This window comes from Mycobacterium sp., assembly GCF_035570115.1.
Taxonomy (GTDB): Bacteria; Actinomycetota; Actinomycetes; order Mycobacteriales; family Mycobacteriaceae; genus Mycobacterium.
Map to the genome: position 1 here is coordinate 12,953 of NZ_DATMLH010000267.1, position 19,727 is coordinate 32,679.

Annotated in this window: 25 protein-coding genes; 13 read left to right on the plus strand and 12 right to left on the minus strand. The window is 65.9% G+C overall.

Annotated elements, in window-relative coordinates:
- Positions 1-12: 12 nt before the first annotated feature.
- A complete protein-coding gene (locus tag VNW74_RS25405) occupies positions 13-513 on the minus strand; it encodes an isoprenylcysteine carboxyl methyltransferase family protein (protein ID WP_325681989.1) in 501 nt (166 codons plus the stop codon).
- A gap of 3 nt (positions 514-516) precedes the next feature.
- Complete coding sequence (locus VNW74_RS25410) at positions 517-1,557, minus strand: type III polyketide synthase (protein ID WP_325681990.1); 1,041 nt, start codon at positions 1,555-1,557, stop codon at positions 517-519.
- Between the two features lie 250 nt (positions 1,558-1,807).
- On the opposite strand from VNW74_RS25410, the gene VNW74_RS25415 reads away from it, so the two are divergent.
- Together VNW74_RS25415 and VNW74_RS25420 are read left to right on the plus strand one after the other, a co-directional pair.
- A complete protein-coding gene (locus VNW74_RS25415; RefSeq protein WP_325681992.1) occupies positions 1,808-2,977 on the plus strand; it encodes an NAD(P)H-binding protein in 1,170 nt (389 codons plus the stop codon).
- The gene (locus VNW74_RS25420) at positions 2,961-3,689 is read left to right on the plus strand and encodes a CPBP family intramembrane glutamic endopeptidase (RefSeq protein ID WP_325681994.1); all 729 of its coding nucleotides are present in this window, start codon (positions 2,961-2,963) and stop codon (positions 3,687-3,689) included. The genes VNW74_RS25415 and VNW74_RS25420 overlap by 17 nt, the downstream gene beginning before the upstream one ends.
- A gap of 11 nt (positions 3,690-3,700) precedes the next feature.
- Here VNW74_RS25420 and VNW74_RS25425 read toward each other — a convergent pair whose 3' ends face one another.
- Positions 3,701-4,513: an enoyl-CoA hydratase gene (locus VNW74_RS25425; RefSeq protein ID WP_325681996.1), complete on the minus strand. Its 813-nt coding sequence runs from the start codon at positions 4,511-4,513 to the stop codon at positions 3,701-3,703.
- Between the two features lie 92 nt (positions 4,514-4,605).
- Between VNW74_RS25425 and VNW74_RS25430 the strand changes: the two genes are divergently transcribed.
- Entirely contained in the window at positions 4,606-5,679 is a 1,074-nt protein-coding gene (locus VNW74_RS25430; RefSeq protein WP_325681998.1) for a CaiB/BaiF CoA-transferase family protein, read from the plus strand.
- Between the two features lie 68 nt (positions 5,680-5,747).
- A complete protein-coding gene (locus VNW74_RS25435; RefSeq protein ID WP_325682000.1) occupies positions 5,748-6,500 on the plus strand; it encodes a 3-hydroxyacyl-CoA dehydrogenase in 753 nt (250 codons plus the stop codon).
- Between the two features lie 203 nt (positions 6,501-6,703).
- Here the strand turns inward: VNW74_RS25435 and VNW74_RS25440 are convergent, their stop codons facing one another.
- A complete protein-coding gene (locus tag VNW74_RS25440) occupies positions 6,704-6,835 on the minus strand; it encodes a hypothetical protein (RefSeq protein WP_325682002.1) in 132 nt (43 codons plus the stop codon).
- Between the two features lie 399 nt (positions 6,836-7,234).
- On the opposite strand from VNW74_RS25440, the gene VNW74_RS25445 reads away from it, so the two are divergent.
- From VNW74_RS25445 to VNW74_RS25455, 3 genes are read left to right on the plus strand one after another with little or no spacing between them, the layout of a single operon-like run.
- Entirely contained in the window at positions 7,235-9,661 is a 2,427-nt protein-coding gene (locus tag VNW74_RS25445; protein WP_325682004.1) for an MMPL family transporter, read from the plus strand.
- Entirely contained in the window at positions 9,654-10,373 is a 720-nt protein-coding gene (locus tag VNW74_RS25450) for a TetR/AcrR family transcriptional regulator (protein WP_325682006.1), read from the plus strand. The genes VNW74_RS25445 and VNW74_RS25450 overlap by 8 nt, the downstream gene beginning before the upstream one ends.
- Positions 10,370-11,014, plus strand: a complete 645-nt coding sequence (locus VNW74_RS25455; protein ID WP_325682008.1) for a class I SAM-dependent methyltransferase — start codon at positions 10,370-10,372, stop codon at positions 11,012-11,014. The genes VNW74_RS25450 and VNW74_RS25455 overlap by 4 nt, the downstream gene beginning before the upstream one ends.
- On the opposite strand, the gene VNW74_RS25460 is transcribed toward VNW74_RS25455, so the two are convergent.
- The gene (locus VNW74_RS25460; protein ID WP_325682010.1) at positions 11,011-11,724 is read right to left on the minus strand and encodes an NAD-dependent deacylase; all 714 of its coding nucleotides are present in this window, start codon (positions 11,722-11,724) and stop codon (positions 11,011-11,013) included. The two genes, VNW74_RS25455 and VNW74_RS25460, sit on opposite strands and share 4 nt — an antisense overlap.
- Before the next feature lie 36 nt (positions 11,725-11,760).
- On the opposite strand from VNW74_RS25460, the gene VNW74_RS25465 reads away from it, so the two are divergent.
- On the plus strand, positions 11,761-12,126 hold the full coding sequence (locus tag VNW74_RS25465; protein WP_325682012.1) for a GntR family transcriptional regulator: 366 nt from the start codon (positions 11,761-11,763) through the stop codon (positions 12,124-12,126).
- Positions 12,127-12,136: 10 nt separating this feature from the next.
- Here VNW74_RS25465 and VNW74_RS25470 read toward each other — a convergent pair whose 3' ends face one another.
- Positions 12,137-12,667, minus strand: a complete 531-nt coding sequence (locus VNW74_RS25470) for a DUF1697 domain-containing protein (protein ID WP_325682013.1) — start codon at positions 12,665-12,667, stop codon at positions 12,137-12,139.
- A gap of 39 nt (positions 12,668-12,706) precedes the next feature.
- On the opposite strand from VNW74_RS25470, the gene VNW74_RS25475 reads away from it, so the two are divergent.
- Positions 12,707-13,150: a PPOX class F420-dependent oxidoreductase gene (locus VNW74_RS25475; RefSeq protein ID WP_325682015.1), complete on the plus strand. Its 444-nt coding sequence runs from the start codon at positions 12,707-12,709 to the stop codon at positions 13,148-13,150.
- Positions 13,151-13,188: 38 nt separating this feature from the next.
- Entirely contained in the window at positions 13,189-13,377 is a 189-nt protein-coding gene (locus tag VNW74_RS25480; RefSeq protein WP_325682017.1) for a DUF5302 domain-containing protein, read from the plus strand.
- A gap of 4 nt (positions 13,378-13,381) precedes the next feature.
- On the opposite strand, the gene VNW74_RS25485 is transcribed toward VNW74_RS25480, so the two are convergent.
- The 4 genes from VNW74_RS25485 to VNW74_RS25500 form a co-directional block, all read right to left on the minus strand.
- On the minus strand, positions 13,382-13,780 hold the full coding sequence (locus tag VNW74_RS25485; RefSeq protein WP_325682019.1) for a DUF4345 domain-containing protein: 399 nt from the start codon (positions 13,778-13,780) through the stop codon (positions 13,382-13,384).
- 178 nt (positions 13,781-13,958) lie between these two features.
- The gene (locus VNW74_RS25490; protein WP_325682021.1) at positions 13,959-14,807 is read right to left on the minus strand and encodes an SDR family NAD(P)-dependent oxidoreductase; all 849 of its coding nucleotides are present in this window, start codon (positions 14,805-14,807) and stop codon (positions 13,959-13,961) included.
- Between the two features lie 63 nt (positions 14,808-14,870).
- Positions 14,871-15,029, minus strand: coding sequence for a hypothetical protein (locus VNW74_RS25495; protein ID WP_325682023.1), 159 nt, complete (start codon positions 15,027-15,029; stop codon positions 14,871-14,873).
- Positions 15,030-15,104: 75 nt separating this feature from the next.
- Entirely contained in the window at positions 15,105-15,497 is a 393-nt protein-coding gene (locus VNW74_RS25500) for a hypothetical protein (RefSeq protein ID WP_325682025.1), read from the minus strand.
- Between the two features lie 182 nt (positions 15,498-15,679).
- Here VNW74_RS25500 and VNW74_RS25505 point away from each other — a divergent pair, with 182 nt between their 5' ends.
- A complete protein-coding gene (locus tag VNW74_RS25505) occupies positions 15,680-16,264 on the plus strand; it encodes an HhH-GPD-type base excision DNA repair protein (protein ID WP_325682027.1) in 585 nt (194 codons plus the stop codon).
- The gene (locus VNW74_RS25510) at positions 16,261-16,407 is read left to right on the plus strand and encodes a DUF1059 domain-containing protein (protein ID WP_325682029.1); all 147 of its coding nucleotides are present in this window, start codon (positions 16,261-16,263) and stop codon (positions 16,405-16,407) included. The genes VNW74_RS25505 and VNW74_RS25510 overlap by 4 nt, the downstream gene beginning before the upstream one ends.
- Before the next feature lie 58 nt (positions 16,408-16,465).
- On the opposite strand, the gene VNW74_RS25515 is transcribed toward VNW74_RS25510, so the two are convergent.
- Both VNW74_RS25515 and VNW74_RS25520 read right to left on the minus strand, forming a co-directional pair.
- Entirely contained in the window at positions 16,466-17,485 is a 1,020-nt protein-coding gene (locus VNW74_RS25515) for a hypothetical protein (protein ID WP_325682031.1), read from the minus strand.
- A gap of 70 nt (positions 17,486-17,555) precedes the next feature.
- Positions 17,556-18,248: a hypothetical protein gene (locus tag VNW74_RS25520; protein WP_325682033.1), complete on the minus strand. Its 693-nt coding sequence runs from the start codon at positions 18,246-18,248 to the stop codon at positions 17,556-17,558.
- Positions 18,249-18,450: 202 nt separating this feature from the next.
- Between VNW74_RS25520 and VNW74_RS25525 the strand changes: the two genes are divergently transcribed.
- Positions 18,451-19,713 (plus strand): mannosyltransferase, encoded by a 1,263-nt coding sequence (locus VNW74_RS25525; RefSeq protein WP_414686771.1) that lies wholly within the window; start codon positions 18,451-18,453, stop codon positions 19,711-19,713.
- Positions 19,714-19,727: the final 14 nt, after the last annotated feature.

Genomic DNA, 19,727 nt, shown 5'->3' on the forward strand with positions numbered 1-19,727 from the left:
CGCCAGCGCGGGTCATCTATAGCCCAGCGCCGCGTCTTCCACTCTGATCCGCACCGTGAGCAGTAGCGCATTGGCCACCGTGAAGCTGGCCGCGGTCAGCCACGCCGTGTGTACCAGCGGTAGCGCCACAACTTCGACGACGACGGCCACATAGTTCGGGTGATGTAGCCAGCGGTAGGGGCCCCGCCGTATCAACGGCGCTTGCGGCACCACGATCACCAGCGTGTTCCACCGATGGCCAAGTGTGGCAACGCACCACCAACGCAGCAGCTGGCTCAGTGCGACCAGCGTGAGCATCGGCCAGCCGAGCCAGGGGATGAACGGTCGGTGCAACGCCCAAACCTCGGCGACGCACCCGAGCAGCAGTGCGGCGTGAACCGTCACCATCACCGAATAATGGCTACGGCCGAATTCCTTGCCGCCGTGAGCAAAAGCCCATTGCGCGTTGCGCTTGGACACGATCAGCTCCGCCAGCCGCTCGATGCCAATCGCTAGGATCAGCAGGTAGTACACCAGCTACCAGCCGAGCAGCACGAGTTCCGAACAGAACGCCGGCCCCATGGCCATCATCAGCCCGAACGAGCCCGGCGGGGGTGGGTCGGCCATGTTCGCGCGAAGTACATCCAGTACCGATACTGATGACAGATTACCGTTGTCGCGCAACGAGTTTCGAGTGTGATCAAGGGCATCTGCCGGAAGGTCCAGCGTGTGCTCGACGGCTTCGATCACCTTCGGCCCGCCCGGATGGCACACCCACGTCGAGATGTCCGCGGGGGTAAGGCCGTGGTCCTCGAGGAAGTTGCGGACATCTTCGCCCAAGTACTTCTCGGCGACGGTGGCGACTTCGGTGGACAACTTGACCTGGAATCCGTTACTGCCGATATTCCAGCCCATGACCTCTTCGGTGTCGGGGTAGAGGCGGCTGCGGGTGGCCAGCACCCGGGGTCCTTTCGGCGTCAGCGCAGATCCCTTTGCCACGACGGCGCCGGCACCGTCACCAAACAGGCTGGCCGCCACCAGATTGGCGATGGAGTAATCGTCGCGTTGCAGGGTCAATGAGCACAGTTCCACCGCAAGCAGTACTGCCACGTGGTCGGGGAACGCGAGCAGGTAGTCATGCATGCGGGCTACCCCGGCGGTGCCAGCGACACAGCCAAGTCCGAACAGCGGGACCCGCTTGACGTCGGGCCGCAAGCCGACCCGGGTCGCCAGCCTGGCCTCCAATGTCGGCACCGCCAGCCCGGTGACCGTCGTCGAGAAGACGATATCGACCTCGGCCGGGTTGATCTTGGCGGCGTCGAATGCCGAGAGCAGCGCGCGCTCACCGAGTTCCAGAGCGGTCTCGATGAATATGTCGTTCGCTTCGGTGAAGCCGCTGAGTTTGCCGTATTGCGATAATGGCAACGCGATGCGGCGGGTCTGCACGCCGGCCCTGGCGCCGAACCGGTCAAACTGCGGCCCGCCGAAGCCGGTAAGGCCGGACAGCGCCTCCTGCTGGCCGACCTGGTGCGGTGGGAACTCGACCGTCACCGACGCGACGGACGCGGACGGTTTCATTTTCGTTCTATCCTTTGCACGCCGGGGGGGAACGGGGCGCATTTTGCAATCGTATCCATGTGCTCAGTCACGGCTGGACCGCTTCGTTATGTATCCGATTTATTGGAACTAAACCACAATAAATCGGATTGTGCATCGCGCGCCCGTCGGCTGTGTTGGGCGGACCCGGACACGCCGTTTCTGCCTGCAGTATCGCCGGGCAACAACGGAATTGACTGCCCGCCTGTCTCAGGATCGCTAGGTTGGGTTTGTGCGGAGTTTGGTGACGGGCGCGACCGGTTACGTGGGATCGCGGCTGGTCACAGCGCTACTCGCGGCCGGCCATCAGGTGCTGGCCGCCACCCGCGACCCTGCGCGACTTGCTCGTATGGGCTGGTTCGACGACGTCACCCCGGTCACTCTGGACGCCTCCGATGCCGAGTCGGTTCGCGCGGCGTTCGCCGTCGCAGGCCCGGTCGACGTCGTCTACTACTTGGTCCACGCGATCGGTCAGCCAGGGTTTCGCGACGCCGACCGGGACGCCGCCGGCAACGTCGCGGCCGCGGCCCGCGACGCCGATGTGCGTCGCATCGTCTATCTGGGCGGGTTCGTCCCCGACGACCCCGACGATGGTTCGCTGTCCGAGCACCTCACAAGCCGGGCGGAGGTGGCCCAGGCGCTGACGGTCGATGGCGGTCCGGAACTGGTGTGGCTCGGCGCGGCATTGATTTTCGGCGCCGGCTCGACGTCGTTCGAGATGTTGCGCTATGTCGGCGACCGGTTCCCGGTCATCCCGATCCCCCGGTGGATGCGCAACCCGATCGACCCGATTTCCGTCCGCGACGTGCTCTATTACCTGGTTGCGGCGGCTGATCCCGGGCAGGTACCTGCGGGCGCTTATGACATCGCCGGCCCGGACCGGACGTCGTATCACGCGCTACTGAAAACCTATGCGCGGATTTCCGGTAAGTGGCACACGAGTCTGCCGGCCCCCGGAGTTGACACCGCGGTGGCGTCATGGGTTATGGCGGTGGCGCTGCCCGTGCCCGACGGGCTGGCCGCCGATCTGGTGGAGTCGCTGGATCACCCGATGGAAGCCGCTGGCTGCGGCCTGCGTGATCTGGTTCCCGACCCACCCGGCGGGCTGGTTTCTGTCGAGGAAGCGATCGCCCGGGCCCTATCAAGTTCGTCGGGCCGCCGGCCGCGTGCGGTCAACGCGCTGGCCGATCCACACCACCTTGCCGACAGCGATCCGGCCTGGGCCGGGGGCGATGCGCTGCGGCTGCGTCGACTCGCGGAAATCGTGACACCATTGATCGCGCGGCCCGGCCTCGCGTTGGTTGATGCCGTCCCCGGACCCATTGCCGGTGCACTGCGAACCGGCCTCGACCTGCTGATCACCCTGACACCGAAGGTGCCTTTGTATGACGCGCGCGACTGAAGTCAGTCACCCACAGACCAGTGCCCTGGCCGAGATCCGTGCCGGAATTGTCAATGTCGCTGTGCCGCACAACGAACCGCCAGCGGTGAAGCGACGGCGACGGATCGTCGTCGCGATCGTGCTGCTGCTCGGCGCGGGGGTGCTGGGTCTGGCCCTGCGACGGCACCCCGGCGAGGCGAGCTTCTATTGGCTGTCGCTGGCGCTGGCGGCGGTGTGGGGGCTCGGGGCGTTCGGCTCCGGACCGTTGCATCTCGGCGGTGCCCGCTGGCGTGGTCGCAACCAGCGCCCGGTGGTCAGCGGCACCGTGATCGGCCTGCTGCTCGGCGGCGTGTTCGTGCTCGGCGGCTTGATCGCCAGAGAGATCCCCGCCGTCGCCGAGCTGATCACCCGCCTGCTGCACTACACGGACCAGGGATCGTGGCGACTGACGATGGCCGTCGCGCTGATCGGTGGCATCGCCGAAGAACTGTTCTACCGCGGCGCGCTCTACACCGCGCTGGGCCGCTACCACCCGGCGCTCGTCTCGACCATCGTGTACGTGGTCGCCACGTTGGCCAGTGGCAACCCGATGCTCGGGTTCGCCGCCATCATCCTCGGGACCGTGTGTGCATTGGAACGGCGCGCCACCGGCGGGGTGCTGGCGCCGATCCTGACCCACGTCGTCTGGACCCTGGTCGTGCTGCTGGCGTTGCCCCCGCTGTTCGGCCTGTGAACTTGCGGCAATCAGCTGTCGGTGAAGTTGGCTGTCCGACGCTCTTGGAAAGCCGTTGCGCCCTCGCGGAAGTCGGGTGATTTCAACAGGACCGACTGGCCCGCCAGTTCACGCTGCAGCGCAGCCTCCAACTCGGAAAGCGTCGCCGCGTTGATGGCGTCCTTGGTCTTCCCGAACGCCACCGCGGGCCCGGACAGCAATCCGGACACCACCTTGTCCACCTCGGCCTCGAAGTCGTCGGCCGGGTACACCGCGCTGACCAGGCCGGCGGCCAGAGCGTCGGCGGCAGGCAACCGCTCGGCCAGCAACGCCATCCGCATCGCACGCATTCGACCGATCGCGGCGGCGATCAGCGCCGAGGCGCCGCCGTCGGGCATCAGGCCGATCTTGGTGAAGGCGAGCATAAAAAACGCCTTGTCCGAGGCCAATACCAGGTCGCAGGCCAGGGCCAGCGAGACACCGACGCCGGCCGCCGGTCCCTGGATCACCGCGACGACCGGACGCGGCAGCGCAGTGATCGCCCGGACCACGCGGTTAGCCGCCAAAATCAGGTCGTCGCCGGGGCCCGCGCCCGCCACGTCGTCGGCGCTCATCCCCGCTCCGGAGCAAAAGCCGCGGCCGGCGCCGCCCAGTCGCACGACTTTCACCCGCGGATCGTTGGCCGCCTGCTCCATGGCGTCCGCGATCCCGACGAAGACCGGCAGCGTCAGCGAATTCAGGCTCTCGGGACGATCGATCGTCACCGAAAGCACCCCGTCGGCAAGAGTGACGGCAAGTCCTTCGACGGGCGTGAGAGTGTCGATTCCGGAATCGATGGCGGTCATGAAGATCACCTTAGGCGACCGGGGTGCAGCGCTGTTTAGGCCGACTGCGAAGATGCCAACGGATACTTGGTCTGTCGACGAGGAGGTCGCTAATGGCAGGACCCTTGACCGGGTTGCGGGTGATTGAGCTGGCCGGAATTGGGCCGGGCCCACACGCCGCGATGATCCTCGGTGACCTCGGTGCCGACGTCGTGCGCGTCGACCGGCCCGGAGCCAGCGGCGCCGACCCCATGCTGCGCAACCGGCGCTTCGTCATCGCCGACCTCAAGTCCGAGCAGGGCCGCGAGCTGGTGCTCAAGCTCGTCGCCAAGGCCGACGTGCTGATCGAGGGTTACCGTCCGGGCGTCACCGAGCGGCTGGGCCTGGGCCCCGAAGACTGCGCCAAGGTGAACGACCGGCTCGTCTACGCCCGGATGACCGGCTGGGGACAAATCGGCCCGCGTAGCCAGCAAGCCGGTCACGACATCAACTACATCTCACTCAACGGCGTGCTGCACTCGATCGGCCGGGTCAATGAGCGGCCAGTACCGCCGCTGAACCTGGTCGGCGACTTCGGCGGCGGGTCGATGTTCCTGCTGGTCGGCATCCTGGCTGCGCTGTGGGAACGGCAGAACTCCGGCAAGGGCCAGGTGATCGACGCGGCCATGATCGACGGGTCATCGGTTCTGGTGCAGATGATGTGGGCGATGCGCGCCATGGGCATGTGGACCGACGACCGAGGCACCAACATGCTCGACGGCGGCGCCCCCTACTACGACACTTACGAATGCTCTGACGGTCGCTATGTCGCGGTGGGTGCGATCGAACCGCAGTTCTACGCGGCGATGCTGGCCGGGCTTGGCCTGGACGCCGCCGATCTGCCGAAGCAGAACGACCGCACCCGCTGGCCCGAGCTGCGAGCCCGGTTCACCGAGGTGTTCGCCGGCCGCGACCGCGATCACTGGGCGAAGGTGTTCGCTGATTCGGACGCGTGCGTGACGCCGGTGCTGGCGTTCGGTGAGGTGGAGACCGAGCCGCACATCACCCAGCGGAACACCTTCTACCGAACCGGCGGCGGCCTGCAGCCGCTGCCGGCGCCCCGGTTCTCGCGCACCGCTCCCGGTGAGCCGCGCCCGCCGGGGCAGCCCGGAGCCGACACCGAAGCCGTCCTCCGCGACTGGGTATAGTCCCGACCAACTAGTAGGTCGGCTCCTTTGGGGGGAGCGGCCCGGATCGGACCGAAAGGAACATTTGCGTGGAGATCACAGATGCCGTAGCACTCGTCACCGGTGGAGCCTCAGGCCTGGGCCTGGCCACCACCAAGCGCCTGCTGGACGCCGGCGCGCAGGTGGTCGTGCTCGACCTCAAAGGTGAGGAGGTGGTCCGCGAGCTCGGCGATCGTGCCCGCTTCGCGCCCGCCGACGTCACCGACGAGAATGCGGTGACCGCGGCCCTGGATATCGCCGAGGCACTGGGTCCGCTGCGCATCGTGGTCAACTGCGCCGGTACCGGTAACGCCATCCGAGTGCTGGGTAAGGACGGTGTGTTCCCGCTGGAGGCGTTCCGCAAGGTGGTCGACATCAACCTGATCGGCACCTTCAACGTGTTGCGGCTGGGCGCCGAGCGCATCGCCAACACCGACCCGGTCGGCGAAGAGCGCGGCGTCATCATCAACACCGCGTCGGTGGCGGCCTTCGACGGCCAGATCGGCCAGGCCGCCTACTCGGCGTCCAAGGGCGGCGTGGTCGGCATGACTCTGCCGATCGCGCGCGACCTGGCCGGCAAGGGCATCCGCGTGGTGACGATCGCCCCCGGCCTGTTCGACACCCCGTTGCTGGCCGGTCTGCCCGAGTCGGCCAGGGAGTCGCTGGGCAAGCAGGTGCCGCACCCCAGCCGGTTGGGTAAACCCGACGAGTACGGCGCGCTGGCTGTCCACATCGTCGAAAACCCGATGCTCAACGGGGAGGTCATCCGGTTGGATGGCGCGATCCGGATGGCGCCGAGGTAGGACAGCGGTAACCCGCCTGACGACGATGCAGCCGTGAAGCGGCTGAGGTGGGGGTACCGCCCGCTTGCGGGGGAGAGTCGGGCGAATAGAAAGGGTCCCCGCCGAAGCGGGGACCCAAAAAATGAGGAAATGCCAAAGGAGCGATTGAGGCTCAGTCTCACCTCGTACCGGCGCGCCCAGATCGTCGGGGCGCGCCGCGTAAATCAGCTCGCGGTGGGCAGCGGGTGCCAATCGTCGAGCTGCTCCGAGCACTCACCCTCTACCAGCACGTCGCCGTGGTAGAGAGCCTCGAAATCAGCTTTGATCACGTCGACACTCGAATCATCGATCCACATGTAGATGAGCCTATGAGCAACCATTAAGGAATCTTTGAGTCACGATTCGGAAAACCTTGGCAATATTACCGTCGGGTAGGTTTTGGCTGGCCGGGATGCGGCCCTCACCGGCCTGCGGTGGACCGGGCGAGGCGTCATCGATTGTCCGCATCGAGATGGCTGCTTGACGCCTCGTCCGGCCTGGGTGGACGGCACGTCCGGACTCCCGGATGTTCGTCGCGTATCCAATTAGCACGCTATAGGCTGCGGAAAATATCCTGGTTAATCCGTTTTGCGGTGAACCAACGCGGGTGCCGGGTTCGTATCTATGGGTAGGGCGCTTGAGGACGCGCCCGAACGTTGCGTGACTAAGTTATCATTGATAAGTTAGCGCGGTTAGTTCACAGTGGAAGGACAGGCATGCTGCAGCGAATCGCTCGCCTTGCCATCGTTGCGCCGCGCCGAATCCTGCTGGTTGCAGGCCTGGTCATGGTGGCAGCCGCAATCTTCGGGGTGCCGGTGGCCAAGAGCCTCTCTGCGGGTGGCTTTCAGGACCCGAAGTCGGAGTCGGCACGGGCCATTCACCTGTTGACCGACAAGTTCGGGCAAAGCGATCAGCAGATGTTGATTGTGGTGACCGCACCCGCTGGTGCCCGGAGCCCCCAGGCCCGCCAGACCGCCACCGAAATCGTCGACCAGCTGACAGGATCGCCCTCGGTCTTCAACGTGTCCTCGGCGTGGACTTCGCCGCCGCAGGCCGCCGCGGGTCTAGTGAGCAAGGACGGCAAGTCGGGACTAATCGTTGCGAACCTCAAGGGCGGCGAAAACAACGCGCAGAAATACGCCAAGACGCTGGCTGCCCAAGTTGTGCACGACCGGGATGGCGTGACTGTGCGCGCCGGCGGCGTCGCGACGGTCTACGACCAGATCAATCAGCAGAACGAACGCGACCTGCTGCTGATGGAATCCCTGGCGATTCCGTTGAGCTTCGTGGTGCTGGTGTGGGTGTTCGGCGGGTTGCTGGCAGCGGCGCTGCCGTTGCTGCTGGGCGGTTTGGCAATCGTCGGATCGATGTCGGTGCTGCGGATGATCTCGTTTACCACCGATGTGTCGGCGTACTCGCTGAACCTGACCACCGCGTTGGGCCTGGCGCTGGCGATCGACTACACGCTGCTGATCATCAGCCGCTACCGGGACGAGCTGGCCGACGGCCGCGGTCGCGATGAGGCGCTGATTCGGACTATGGCCACCGCCGGTCGATCCGTGTTGTTCGCCGCGGCGACCGTCTCCTTATCGATGTCGGTGATGGTGCTGTTCCCGATGTACTTCTTGAAGTCGTTCGCCTATGCGGGCATCGCCACCGTGGGATTCGTCGCGTTCGCGGCGATCGTGGTCACACCGGCCGCGATCGTCCTACTGGGGCCACGGCTGGACTCGTTAGACGTGCGCCGACTGGGACGGCGGATACTCGGTCGCCCTGATCCGGTAGACAAACCGGTGCAGCAGCTGTTCTGGTACCGCTCGACCAAGTTCGTGATGCGCCGAGCCGTGCCGATCGGTCTGGCCGTTGTCGCGGTGCTGCTGCTGCTTGGAGTTCCCTTCCTCAGGGTGAAGTGGGGCATGCCGGACGACCGGGTGCTGCCGCGTTCGGCCTCGGGGCATGCGGTCGGTGACCAGCTGCGCCGCGATTTCACCGATGACTCGGCGACGGCGGTGCCTGTTGTCGTCCCGGACGTCCGCGGGGTGCGTCCGGGCGACCTCAGCCGCTACGCCGCCGATTTGTCGCGGGTACCCGACGTGTCCACGGTGACGGCCCCGACCGGTACGTACGTAAACGGCAACCGGATCGGACCACCCGCCGCCGCCGCCGGGTTGGCCGACGGCAGCGCATTTCTCACCGTGTCCACTACTGCGCCGCTGTTCTCGCAAGCCTCTAACACCCAACTCGACCGATTGCACAAGGTGCCCGGGCCGGCCGGGCGATCCGTTCAGCTGGCCGGAATGGCACAGATCAACCGCGACAGCGTCGAGGGCATCATGACGCGATTGCCACTGGTGCTGGGGCTGATCGCGGTCATTACCTTCGTGCTGCTGTTCCTGCTGACCGGCAGCGTGGTGCTACCGCTGAAGGCGCTGGTGCTCAACGTGCTGTCGTTGACCGCGGCGTTCGGCGCGTTGGTGTGGGTCTTCCAGGAGGGCCACCTTGGCGCGCTAGGGACAAGCCCCAGCGGGACGTTAGTGGCGAACATCCCGGTGTTGTTGTTCTGCATCGCATTTGGGCTGTCCATGGACTACGAGGTGTTTCTGGTCTCGAGGATCCGCGAGTACTGGCTGGCGTCCGGCGAGGCCCGGCCTGCGAGGCCGACCCCGGCCGCAGCCCGTGCCGTCACTGACGAGAGTGTGGCGCTCGGGTTAGCTCGCACCGGCCGGGTGATCACCGCCGCTGCCCTGGTGATGTCGATAACATTCGCCGCGCTGATCGCCGCTCAGGTGTCGTTTATGCGGATGTTCGGTGTCGGTCTGACGCTTGCCGTGCTGGCGGACGCCACCTTAGTGCGGACGGTGCTGGTGCCGGCGTTCATGCACCTGCTCGGCCGGTGGAATTGGTGGGCGCCGAAACCACTGGTGTGGCTGCATGAGCGGTTCGGGATCAGTGAGGCGGCGGACGACGCACCCCTGCCGGCGATCCCCGCCCGTTCCACCGGAAGACATCGCCGCGAAGACGTCCAAGACATCGACGCGGCCGCACCAAGACATCGCCGCGAGGACGTCGATCCGTCTGAATACGCGGTGTCCAACGGCCATCGGGTCTTACGTACCGTCGCTACAGTCAGACACAGTGCCTAGCCCGTCTACGGAGAACCTTCGCCGCCGTCGCGCACCACGCGGGTCCGGCGAGCTGCTTCGCGACCAAATCCTGGATGCCGCAACCGAACTCCTGCTGGACACCGGGCACGCCAAGGCGGTGTCGATCCGCTCGGTGGCGCAACGCGTCGGTGTGACGCCGCCGTCGATCTACCTGCATTTCGAAGACAAGGACACGTTGCTCGACGCGGTGTGTGCACGGTACTTCGAGAAGCTGGACGACGAAATGCAGCGGGTATCCGTGGGGCAGCCGTCCACCATCGAGGTGCTACGAGCCCAGGGGCTGGCATATATCCGGTTCGCCACCGAGACCCCCGAGCTCTATCGGATCGCGACCATGGGTGAGTGGCGCTCGGGCAGTGACGTTGATGCCGCCCTGGCCAGCTCTGCGTTCGCGCATATGTGTGCCACCGTGCGGACGCTGATGGACGAGGGCCTCTGCCCGCCCGGCGACGCGACGACCGTCGCGCTGCAGCTGTGGACTGCCGCGCATGGGGTGGCGTCGTTGCTGATCGCTAAACCCCACCTGCCGTTCGGCGACGCCAACGACTTCGCCGACCGGGTGCTCGGCGCGGTGTTCTGCGGACATATCGTGGAGGGACTGGTCGGCGCCGACGCCACCCCGCAGCAGACCGTGGCGTGGCTGATGGCGGCTGGTTCTTTGCCGAAACCCACGGAAGGTTCGCAAGCGTGACATCATCGGCCCCGGTCAAGGTCGACAATCCGTTCTTCGCCAGGATCTGGCCCACCATCGCCGCCCACGAGACCGAGCAGATTCGTGCGCTGCGTCGGGAGAATCTGGCCGGGCTATCGGGCCGGGTGCTGGAGGTCGGTGCCGGCATCGGGACCAATTTCGCCTTTTACCCGGACTCCGTTGCACAGGTCATCGCGATCGAGCCCGAACATCGGCTGGCGGTACGGGCACGCGCTGCGGCCGCCGGTGCGCACGTTCCGGTCACGGTGAGCGATGACGCGGTGGAGAACTATTCGGCCGCCGAACCGTTTGACGCGGTGGTGTGCTCGCTGGTGCTGTGCTCGGTGAGCGATCCGGATTCCGTTTTGCCGGAACTGCTTTCGTATCTGCGGCCGGGCGGTGAGCTTCGATTTCTGGAGCATGTGGCCACCGGCGGGATCCGGGGTCGGTTCCAGCAGCTGGTCGACGCGACGATATGGCCGCGGCTGGCGGGTAACTGCCATACCCACCGGCACACCGAGCAGTCGATCCGCGCCGCGGGATTCGAAGTGGACAATGCCCGAATCGAGCGGACCATGCCGGCGTGGGCGCCGCTGCCGGTGTCGGAGTTCGTGCTCGGCCGGGCGCGGCGTCCCGCCTAGTTCAGCAGGGCGGGCAGCCGCTGCAGCAATGTCGGCAGCGCCTCGCTGGCCGTCTCGCGCACGGTGATCGTGGCGCTGTCGGATAGCGGCGTCGGCTCCGGATTGACCTCGATGACGATGGTGCCGCGCGCCAGCGCCAACTCGGGCAGACTGGCCGCCGGGTACACGATGCCGGAAGTCCCCACTACGACCAGCAGGTCGGCGGCGGTCGTCGCCTCGACCGCGTGCTGCCACGGCTCCTCGGGCAGCGGCTCACCGAACCACACAATGTCGGGCCGGATCAAGCCGCCACAGTCGCAGGTCGGTGGCTGCACTTCCAGAGCCGGTTCCGGCATCTCCGGCAACTCGCCGGTGTAAGGCATACCGCAAGTTGCGCAACGGAACTCGAACAGGCTGCCGTGCAAATGATGTACCACCGAGCTACCGGCACGCTCATGCAGGTCGTCGACGTTCTGCGTGACGACGCTGACCTCGGCGTGGTCCTGCCAGGCGGCGACGGCGCGGTGGCCCGCGTTGGGCTCGACGGTGGCCACCAGGTAGTGCCGCCACAAATACCATCCCCAAACCCGTTCGGGGTTGCGAAGCCAGCCTTGCGTGCTGGACAACTCGTAGGGGTCGAACCGGGCCCACAGTCCGTTCTTGTCGTCGCGAAACGTCGGCACGCCGCTCTCCGCCGAGATTCCCGCGCCTGTCAGGACCGTTATCCGCACCCAACCAACATAGCGGGACTGCGGGATACTGAGCAGGTGGAGCTGGGGGAGTGGCTGAGAGTTGACGGACGAGCGGGTCGACCGCTGTTCGACCAGCTGCGAAACCAGGTCATCGACGCGATTCGGGACGGTACTTTGCCACCCGGCGCCCGGCTGCCTACGGTACGTGAATTGGCCGGTCAGCTCGGTCTGGCGGTCAACACCGTTGCCCGGGCGTACCGCGAGTTGGAGGCCGCCGGCGTCGTCGAAACCCGTGGACGCTTCGGCACATTCGTCGCCCGCGCGGACCCGTCGGATTCCGCGATGGCGGCCGCGGCGCGCAGCTATCTCGACGTCGCGCGCGGACTGGGGCTCGGCAAGGCGGACGCACTGCGCTATCTCGAGGCCGCCCCCGACGACTGAGCGAGTTCGCTTACCGCAGAACTTTGGCTAGCGTGCGCACGTTGCGTGTGGTGGTCGACGATTTGTAGCGCTTCTTGCCCATCGTTTTGCCGATGGTGCTGTCCAGCGTGTGGTTCTTGGGCACCTGCCAATAGATGACGCCCGCGGAATCGGGTCCTGGGGTGATCTTCTCGTCGGCGTCGGCCTGGTCGGCCAGTGCGGCGAGCTCGTCGAGCACGCCGATGTCGCTCACAAACGTGACGTAGGACTGGTATCCGTCCCGTTCGGCCTCGAACGGATACGCATCGACGATGGTCCGTACCGTCTCGATGGGGTAGACCAACACCCACGCGTCGTATCCGAAACGCTTGCGCAGGGCCGTCTCCGCCTTGGTGCGCACCGCATCCGCGCCAGCCCGTGACTCCAGGAGAATGTTGCCGCTCGCCAAGATCGTGCGCACATTGGCGAAACCGGCCTCGGCCAACGCGTCCGCTACGTCGGCCATCTTGAGGTTGACGCCGCCGACGTTGACGCCGCGCAGGAATGCAGCGTAGCGGGTCATGAGCTGATGGTAGCGACCCTCGACTAGTACGCTTTCGACATGGGACGCCAAGTGTTCGACGACAAGCTGCTGGCCGTGATCGCCGACAATTCCCTCGGCGTGCTGGCAACTGTCAAGCGCGACGGGCGTCCACAGCTGTCCAACGTGTCGTACTACTTTGACGCCCGCAACGTCGCCATTCAGGTGTCGGTCACCGAGCCGCGGGCCAAGACCCGCAACCTGCGTCGCGACCCGCGGGCTTCGCTGTTGGTCAGCGCCGACGACGGCTGGTGCTATGCCGTCGCCGAGGGCGCTGCGGAGCTGACAGCGCCGGCGCTCGCGGTCGACGACGACACTGTCGAAGGGCTGATTACCTTGTACCGCAACATCGCCGGCGAGCACCCGGACTGGGACGACTATCGCCAGGCGATGGTCACCGACCGTCGGGTACTGCTGACGATGCCGATCGCACACGTGTACGGCATGCCGCCGGGCGTGCGGTGATTCAGGCTTAATCGCCGCGGGCGCGCTAGGCTGCGGGCATGGCTGCATCCAAGTCGGGGACGGATTCTGCGTCGGAGGACGACGCCAAACGCAAATTCCGGGAAGCGCTCGAGCGCAAGAACGCCAAGTCGTCTGGCGGATCGGATCACAAGGACGGCGGCGCCAAGACGCCACGCGTGCACGGGCCGGTGGAGAACCGCCGAGAGTTCCGCCGCAAAAGCGGTTAGTCGGCTACCCGGCGGGGTTCAGCTCGGCCTTCTCTTCGGCGTCGGCTATCCCGAAAAATACTGTGGGAACAACGAATTCAATCGCCGTGAGTACTTCCTGGAACCAGTGCGGCCGCCCGTTGTGGAGCAGTGAGATCAACCGTCCAACAGCGCTCAGCAGCATGAGGCCCGCCAGTAGACGCACATGACCGGCCCGGATCGGGGATTTGCGTGCGGCTCCTAGCCAGGCGAAGCCATACCCGGCGAAATACGCCGAGTAGAACCGCTCCCGCGAATCGACCGTGGCGTTGGCGTCCGTCGCGCCGGGCACCGAGGCTGTGCCGAGAGCGAAGTGGTAGATGCCGATGGCGACACAGGAGAGTCCGGTGAACACTGCCAGGTTCTTCAAGTAGCGGCCGGTCATCGTGACCCTCCCGTCACAGAGCGAATGGCGTACCGACACCGTAACTCGTCAGAACAGTCTTAAACTGATTCGGCGGTCCCATTACGTCCCAGTCAAACGGGCGGGGGCGAGGGCATACCCCCCTGCTTACCGCGACGAGGTCTGATCAACCCCGTTTCTCCGGAGACGGGACGTCGTACTAGTTGAATTGAACCTCGAAAGCCGCATTGGCGGCCTCCTCCTTGAATGCGGTTCCGGGGAGCCCGGCGCCGCCACTGGCGACTGTTCCCCCGTCAACGAGCAGATTGGTACCGGTCACAAAAGAGGCCTCGTCGGAAGTCAGATACACCGCTCCGGCGATGACGTCAGCCGGCTGGCCCCGACGCTGGATGAGTTGCGGTCTAGTCAGCAGATCGCCAGCCGGGCCGTCGAACAATGGTGCAGTGCTCGGCGTCTCGGTGGCGCCTGGGCTGATGCTATTGACTCGGATGTTGTATGGGGAGAGGTCCACAGCCAGGGCCCGACTCATCGCGATCACGCCGGCCTTTGCGGCGCAGTGCGCAAAGCCACCGGGCAGGTTCGAACCGATTGAGCCGTTGCTGTACAGCGCCGAGTTCGATCCCACGTTGAGAATGCATCCCCCACCTTTGCGCTTCATCACCGGAACCGCGTACTTGATAGCGAGAAAAACGACGGTCAGCTCATTAATTAGCGTGTAATCCCAATCCTCACGGCTGAACGAATCGACCTCACCGAAGCGCCCGCCGGCGGCATTGTTGTAGAGAATGTCGAAGTCGCCGTACGATTCGACCGCGAAGTCGATCCACCGCCGGACCTCGTCCTCCACGCCGATGTTGATCGGCGCCAACGAGACCATTTCGCCGCCTGCGCCCACGACCAGCTCAACGGTTTCTTTGGCACCTTGCTCGTCGACGTCACAACCGACGACACGCGCCCCCTCCGCGGCGAACCGGATGGCCGCTGCTTGACCCATCCCCCGTGCAGTGCCGGTGATCAATGCAGTTTTGGACTCGAGTCGTCCTGCCATTTAGATAACCACCCTTCCTGCGCTCCTTTTCCGCATGAGCACGTCTACCTTCCTCAAGGGAGGCTACCGTCTGATGTCACCGATGAAACTTGACGTCCTCTTCTCACCGTCGACTCCCCTGTATTGCCGGCCGCGCTTGCACTGCTCCCGGGCCTCGGCCTCGCTCGCCATCACCGTGTCCAGGACCAGGGGTGGATTGACCGCGCACGCGCACTCGGTCACGAGCAAGCTTCCTTTGGCCGAAAGCTCGGTAATCCCGTTCGTGTGCGAACCACTCGACCTGCTCTAACGCTTCGATCATCGGTCGGCGCATGATCTGCTCGAGCGCCTCGGAGCGATAGCCGAGACGCCATGCCTAACGCACGAGCGGTCATACGCGGCAACGTCTTCCGGAATGAGGAGATCGAAGACCTCTGTGACTGCGCAGTCCTCGGTGTCGTCCAGCGCCTCTTGGTCAAGCCGCTGCCAATTGGCCATCAGCTCGTCATACTCGGCGACCTCGTTCCAAGGTCTCGGCAGGCGGGTGCCGGGCACATTCTCGCAGACACCGGCTTTGTCGCCATCAAGGAACTCAATGTCCACGCGGGTGGTCTGCTTTCGCTTCTCGATCCCAATGACCTTTACCCGCTCAGAGGGCATATACGGCCGCTGTCGATAAATCCACTCATCTCCGACAACGAAGTTGTTCATACGCGCCATTCTGGCGACGACACTCCATCCCCCGATAGAGCATCGCTTGCAGGCGAGGCGGACATCCCCCGACATCGAGTCACCGGGTCGTACGCATCCCTGGCCGGGAAACCCCGACCGGCCCACCTTGACGACAAAGCCCGGGCCTTCACGATCCTCGGGGCTTGTGGTTGGGTGTGTTTGTGAAGCTCTGCCTGGCACAGGAACCCGAGGCCGATCAACTTCTGTCCGAGAACCCGTTTGCGTTGCTAGTCGGGATGGTCTTGGACCAGCAGGTGCCGATGGAGACCGCGTTCGCCGGCCCGAAGAAGATCGCCGACCGGATGGGCGGCTTCGACGCAACCGAGATCGCCGACTACGACCCGGACAAGTTCGCCACCTTGTGCTCGGAAAGGCCTGCAATACATCGCTTTCCAGGTGCAATGGCCAAGCGCATCCAGGCGTTGGCCCAGCTCATCGTGGACCACTACGACGGCGATGCCGCCGCCGTGTGGACCGCGGGCGATCCGGACGGAACCGAGTTGCTGCGGCGACTCAAAGACCTACCGGGGTTCGGGGAGCAGAAGGCGCGAATCTTTCTGGCGCTGCTGGGCAAGCAGTACTCGGTGGCCCCGAAGGGCTGGCGGACAGCTGCCGGCGACTACGGCAAGGCCGGTACGCACCTGTCGGTCGCCGATATCGCCGATGCCAGTTCGCTGGACAAGGTGCGTTCGTATAAGAAGCAGATGAAAGCGGCCAAGAAGGCCAACGGAAAGGCGGCAACGTGAAGACACACCTGAACTGTCCGTGCGGCGAGGCCATCGTCGGCAAGGATGAAGACGAACTGGTCGAGCTCACCCAGGCGCACCTGGCCAGCGCTCACCCCGGCATGGAGTACGGCCGGGACGAGATCCTGTTCATCGCCTACTGACGGCTGATCCGCCGGCGCGCACACGACAATGGGCGCGCGCCGACGGATACAACCGGGGTCAAGGCACCACCGTCGAACCGATGGTGGGCAAGAATTGGCACTGCTTGTCCTTGGTGGTGACCTGCCCGAAGATCGTCGACATGACGCTGCCCGAGCCGGTGTCGGCGATGGCGGTCAACGTGGTCGGCCCTGCCGGGTTGATGTCCGGTTGCGGCTTGAGCGTCACGCTGCCCGATTTGCCGGTGGTCAAGTTCACCCAGGTCACATTCAATGGCAGCTTCTGCACGTCGGCGGGTCCCGGTGTGCCGATGGCGGTGAACACGTAGGCGGTCTGGCCGGCTGCAGGGCCCGGCGTAGGGATCTTCGCGGGCCCGGCCACCGACAGCGCGGCGGCGAGGACGTTGCCGCCGTCGGCCAAACAGCCATTGCTGATCGACGGATACATGAAATCCTGCGTGGGCGGGGCGTCCGGGCTGAAACCGGGTGCCACAGGAGTGGCCGCGGGGGCGGGCGCCGGCGCTGCGGGTGGTCCTGCCGGGGTGGCGGCGGCAGCCGGGGCGGCGGCGGGAGGCGGTCCGGCGGGCGCCACCGGCGCGGCTACCGGGATGGCGGTCGCGGGAGCAGGTGCGGCCTCGGGTCCGGGGCCCGCGGCATGCACCGGGTCGATACCCGTCGGCAGGTGCGCCTGAGCGCCCGGTTCCACACCAGGCGGGACGATGTGTGCCGTGGGGGCGGAGTTGGGTGGCTGGTTTAGGTCGGCCGGAACCGCTGCATTGGGCGCCTGGACGAACTGGTTCACCGACGCCGCAACGTTTTTCGACTGGTCGGGCGCCGTCGGATTGTGACTGAACGCCTGCGCCGCCGCCATCAGTAACTGCGTGGCTTGCTCGGGGTTGCCGGCGGCCTGCTGAATGATGGGGCTCAACTCGGTCAGCGCCGGCAGCCCGGGAAACTGCTGGGCGGGTAGCGGTTGGGGCGGCGTCGGGTCGGCAAGCGCGGCGGGGCTGAGCGCCACTGCGGCGCTGCAAGCGAGCGCCGCGGCGGCCAAGCCGCTGATCAGATTCCTGGTGATTACCACGATGTCCTCCCGGTCGGTGTTGGTTGGGGTGACCGGCTAGCGCAGGGGCGCGCTAGCCGGTCAGGGTGGATCAGGGCAGGCCGGACACCGGGAAGTACAACGGGTTGGGCGCCGTCACCGGGGCGGCGGCCGGAACGGGCACCAATCCGGGCGAGCCGACGCCGGGAGAAGCCGGGACCCCGCCGGTGATCAACGAGGTCAGGTCGCCGGGCAGCGAAATCTGCTGCGGCAACGGTACTGGCAGGAACGGCATCTGCGGCAAGTTGAGCTGTGCCTGCGGCAGCAATCCCGCAGGCCCGGTCGCCGGCGCCGCCGCCGGCACGGTCGGCGTCAACCCCGGAATGCCGGTGAGCCCGGACGCGGGCGCGGCCGATGCCGGGAGGGTCGGTGTCAACCCCGGGATCCCGAGTCCGGGTGTCGCACTCGTCGCCGCCGGAGCAGCGCTGGTGGCGCCGGGGATGAGCGAGGTGACGCCGGGGACGGCTGAGGTGGCTCCCGGAACGCCCGCTGTCGAAGGCTGTGGAACTCTGATGCTGGCCAACGGCGGCGGCGTCGCTGGCTGTCCGCTCAGGGCCGTCCCGAGGTTTTGCAGCACCTGGGGTGCGCCGGCGGCACTAGTGACCAGCTGTTGCCCGATATTGGGTGCGGGTACCGGTGGCGCCGGGTCGGCGTGGGCTGTGCCCATCAGACCGCCTGCAAGTAGCGCGGCCGATGAGCCCGCCACAACCGCGGTGGCGCGGAACAACGTCCAAATGGTTGACATGACTCTCCCTGGTTCTCGATGACGGGGTCCTCCCACGCCGATAGTTCGCTCGATACGGAAGTGACTCAAGTGACACGTGTGGCGTTTATTCGATCGTTACGGATACGAGTGACGTCGGTGACCGACGGCCTCGCAGCGCAGGGGTGGGCGGTGAAAAGCCGTCTGCCGCCGCACCTGTCGTGGCCCCGTTAGAGTCGTGCAGATAGACACCACCTCGGCCGCCCCGGCGGCAGCTGACACCCGGCGAGCGATTTCGCTGAACGCGGTCGGGCCGGTGCTCTTGGTTCTGAGCGTCGCTGCGCGGCTGGCCTGGACGTATCTCGCTCCCAATGGGGCCAACTTTGTCGACTTGCACGTCTACATCGGCGGTGCGGCCACCATCGATCACCCGGGCAGCCTGTACCACTACGTTTACGCCGACCAGACGCCGAACTTCCCGCTGCCGTTCACCTACCCGCCGTTTGCGGCGGTCATCTTTTACCCGCTGCACCTGCTGCCGTTCGGTTTGGTCGCTTTTTGCTGGCAGGTCGGGACGATGGCCGCGCTCTACGGTGTGGTCCGGATCAGCCAGCGTTTGCTCGGCGTTGCGGCGGGCGAGGGCCACCGTCTTGCGATGCTTTGGACCGCGGTCGCCATCTGGCTCGAGCCGCTGCGCAGTACGTTCGACTACGGCCAGATCAATGTGTTGTTAGTGCTGGCCACGCTCTATGCGGTTTACACCACCCGGTGGTGGTTGTCGGGCCTATTAGTCGGCACGGCGGCCGGCGTGAAGCTGACGCCGGCGATCGCCGGCCTCTATTTTCTCGGCGCTCGCCGGTGGGGTGCGGCGGTGTTTTCCGCGGTCGTCTTCTTGGCCACCGTTGCGGTGTCGGCGCTGGTCGTCGGCGACGAGACTCGCCAGTACTTCACCGATCTGATTTTCAAAACCGACCGGGTCGGGCCGATCTGCACGACATTCAATCAGTCCTGGCGGGGCGGCTTCTGTCGGATCTTCGGCCACGACGCCGGCTACAGCCCGGCAGTGCTGGCCGGGATCGCCGTCACCGCCATACTGGCCATCCTGGCCTGGCGTGCGCTGACCAGCCGTGGGCCGGACCCGCTCGGCACCCTCTTGGTGGTCGAACTGTTCGGGCTGCTGCTCTCGCCGATTTCCTGGGCACACCACTGGGTGTGGTTGGTGCCGCTGATGATCTGGCTGCTGCACGGGCCACTATCGCAGCGTCTCGGCGCGCGAATCCTCGGCTGGAGCTGGCTGGTGCTGCTGATCGTCGGCGTGCCATGGTTGTTGAGCTTTGCCCAACCGACCATTTGGCAGAGCGGCAGGGCGTGGTATCTGGCCTGGGGCGGGATGGTCTATATCGTCGCGACGCTGGCAACCTTGGCTTGGATGGCGGCGAGCGGGCCCCGATTGGACGGCCGCCAGCGCGCACGCGCCTCGGTTACGAATAACCCCACTCAAAACTGAGCCTATATAGGCAA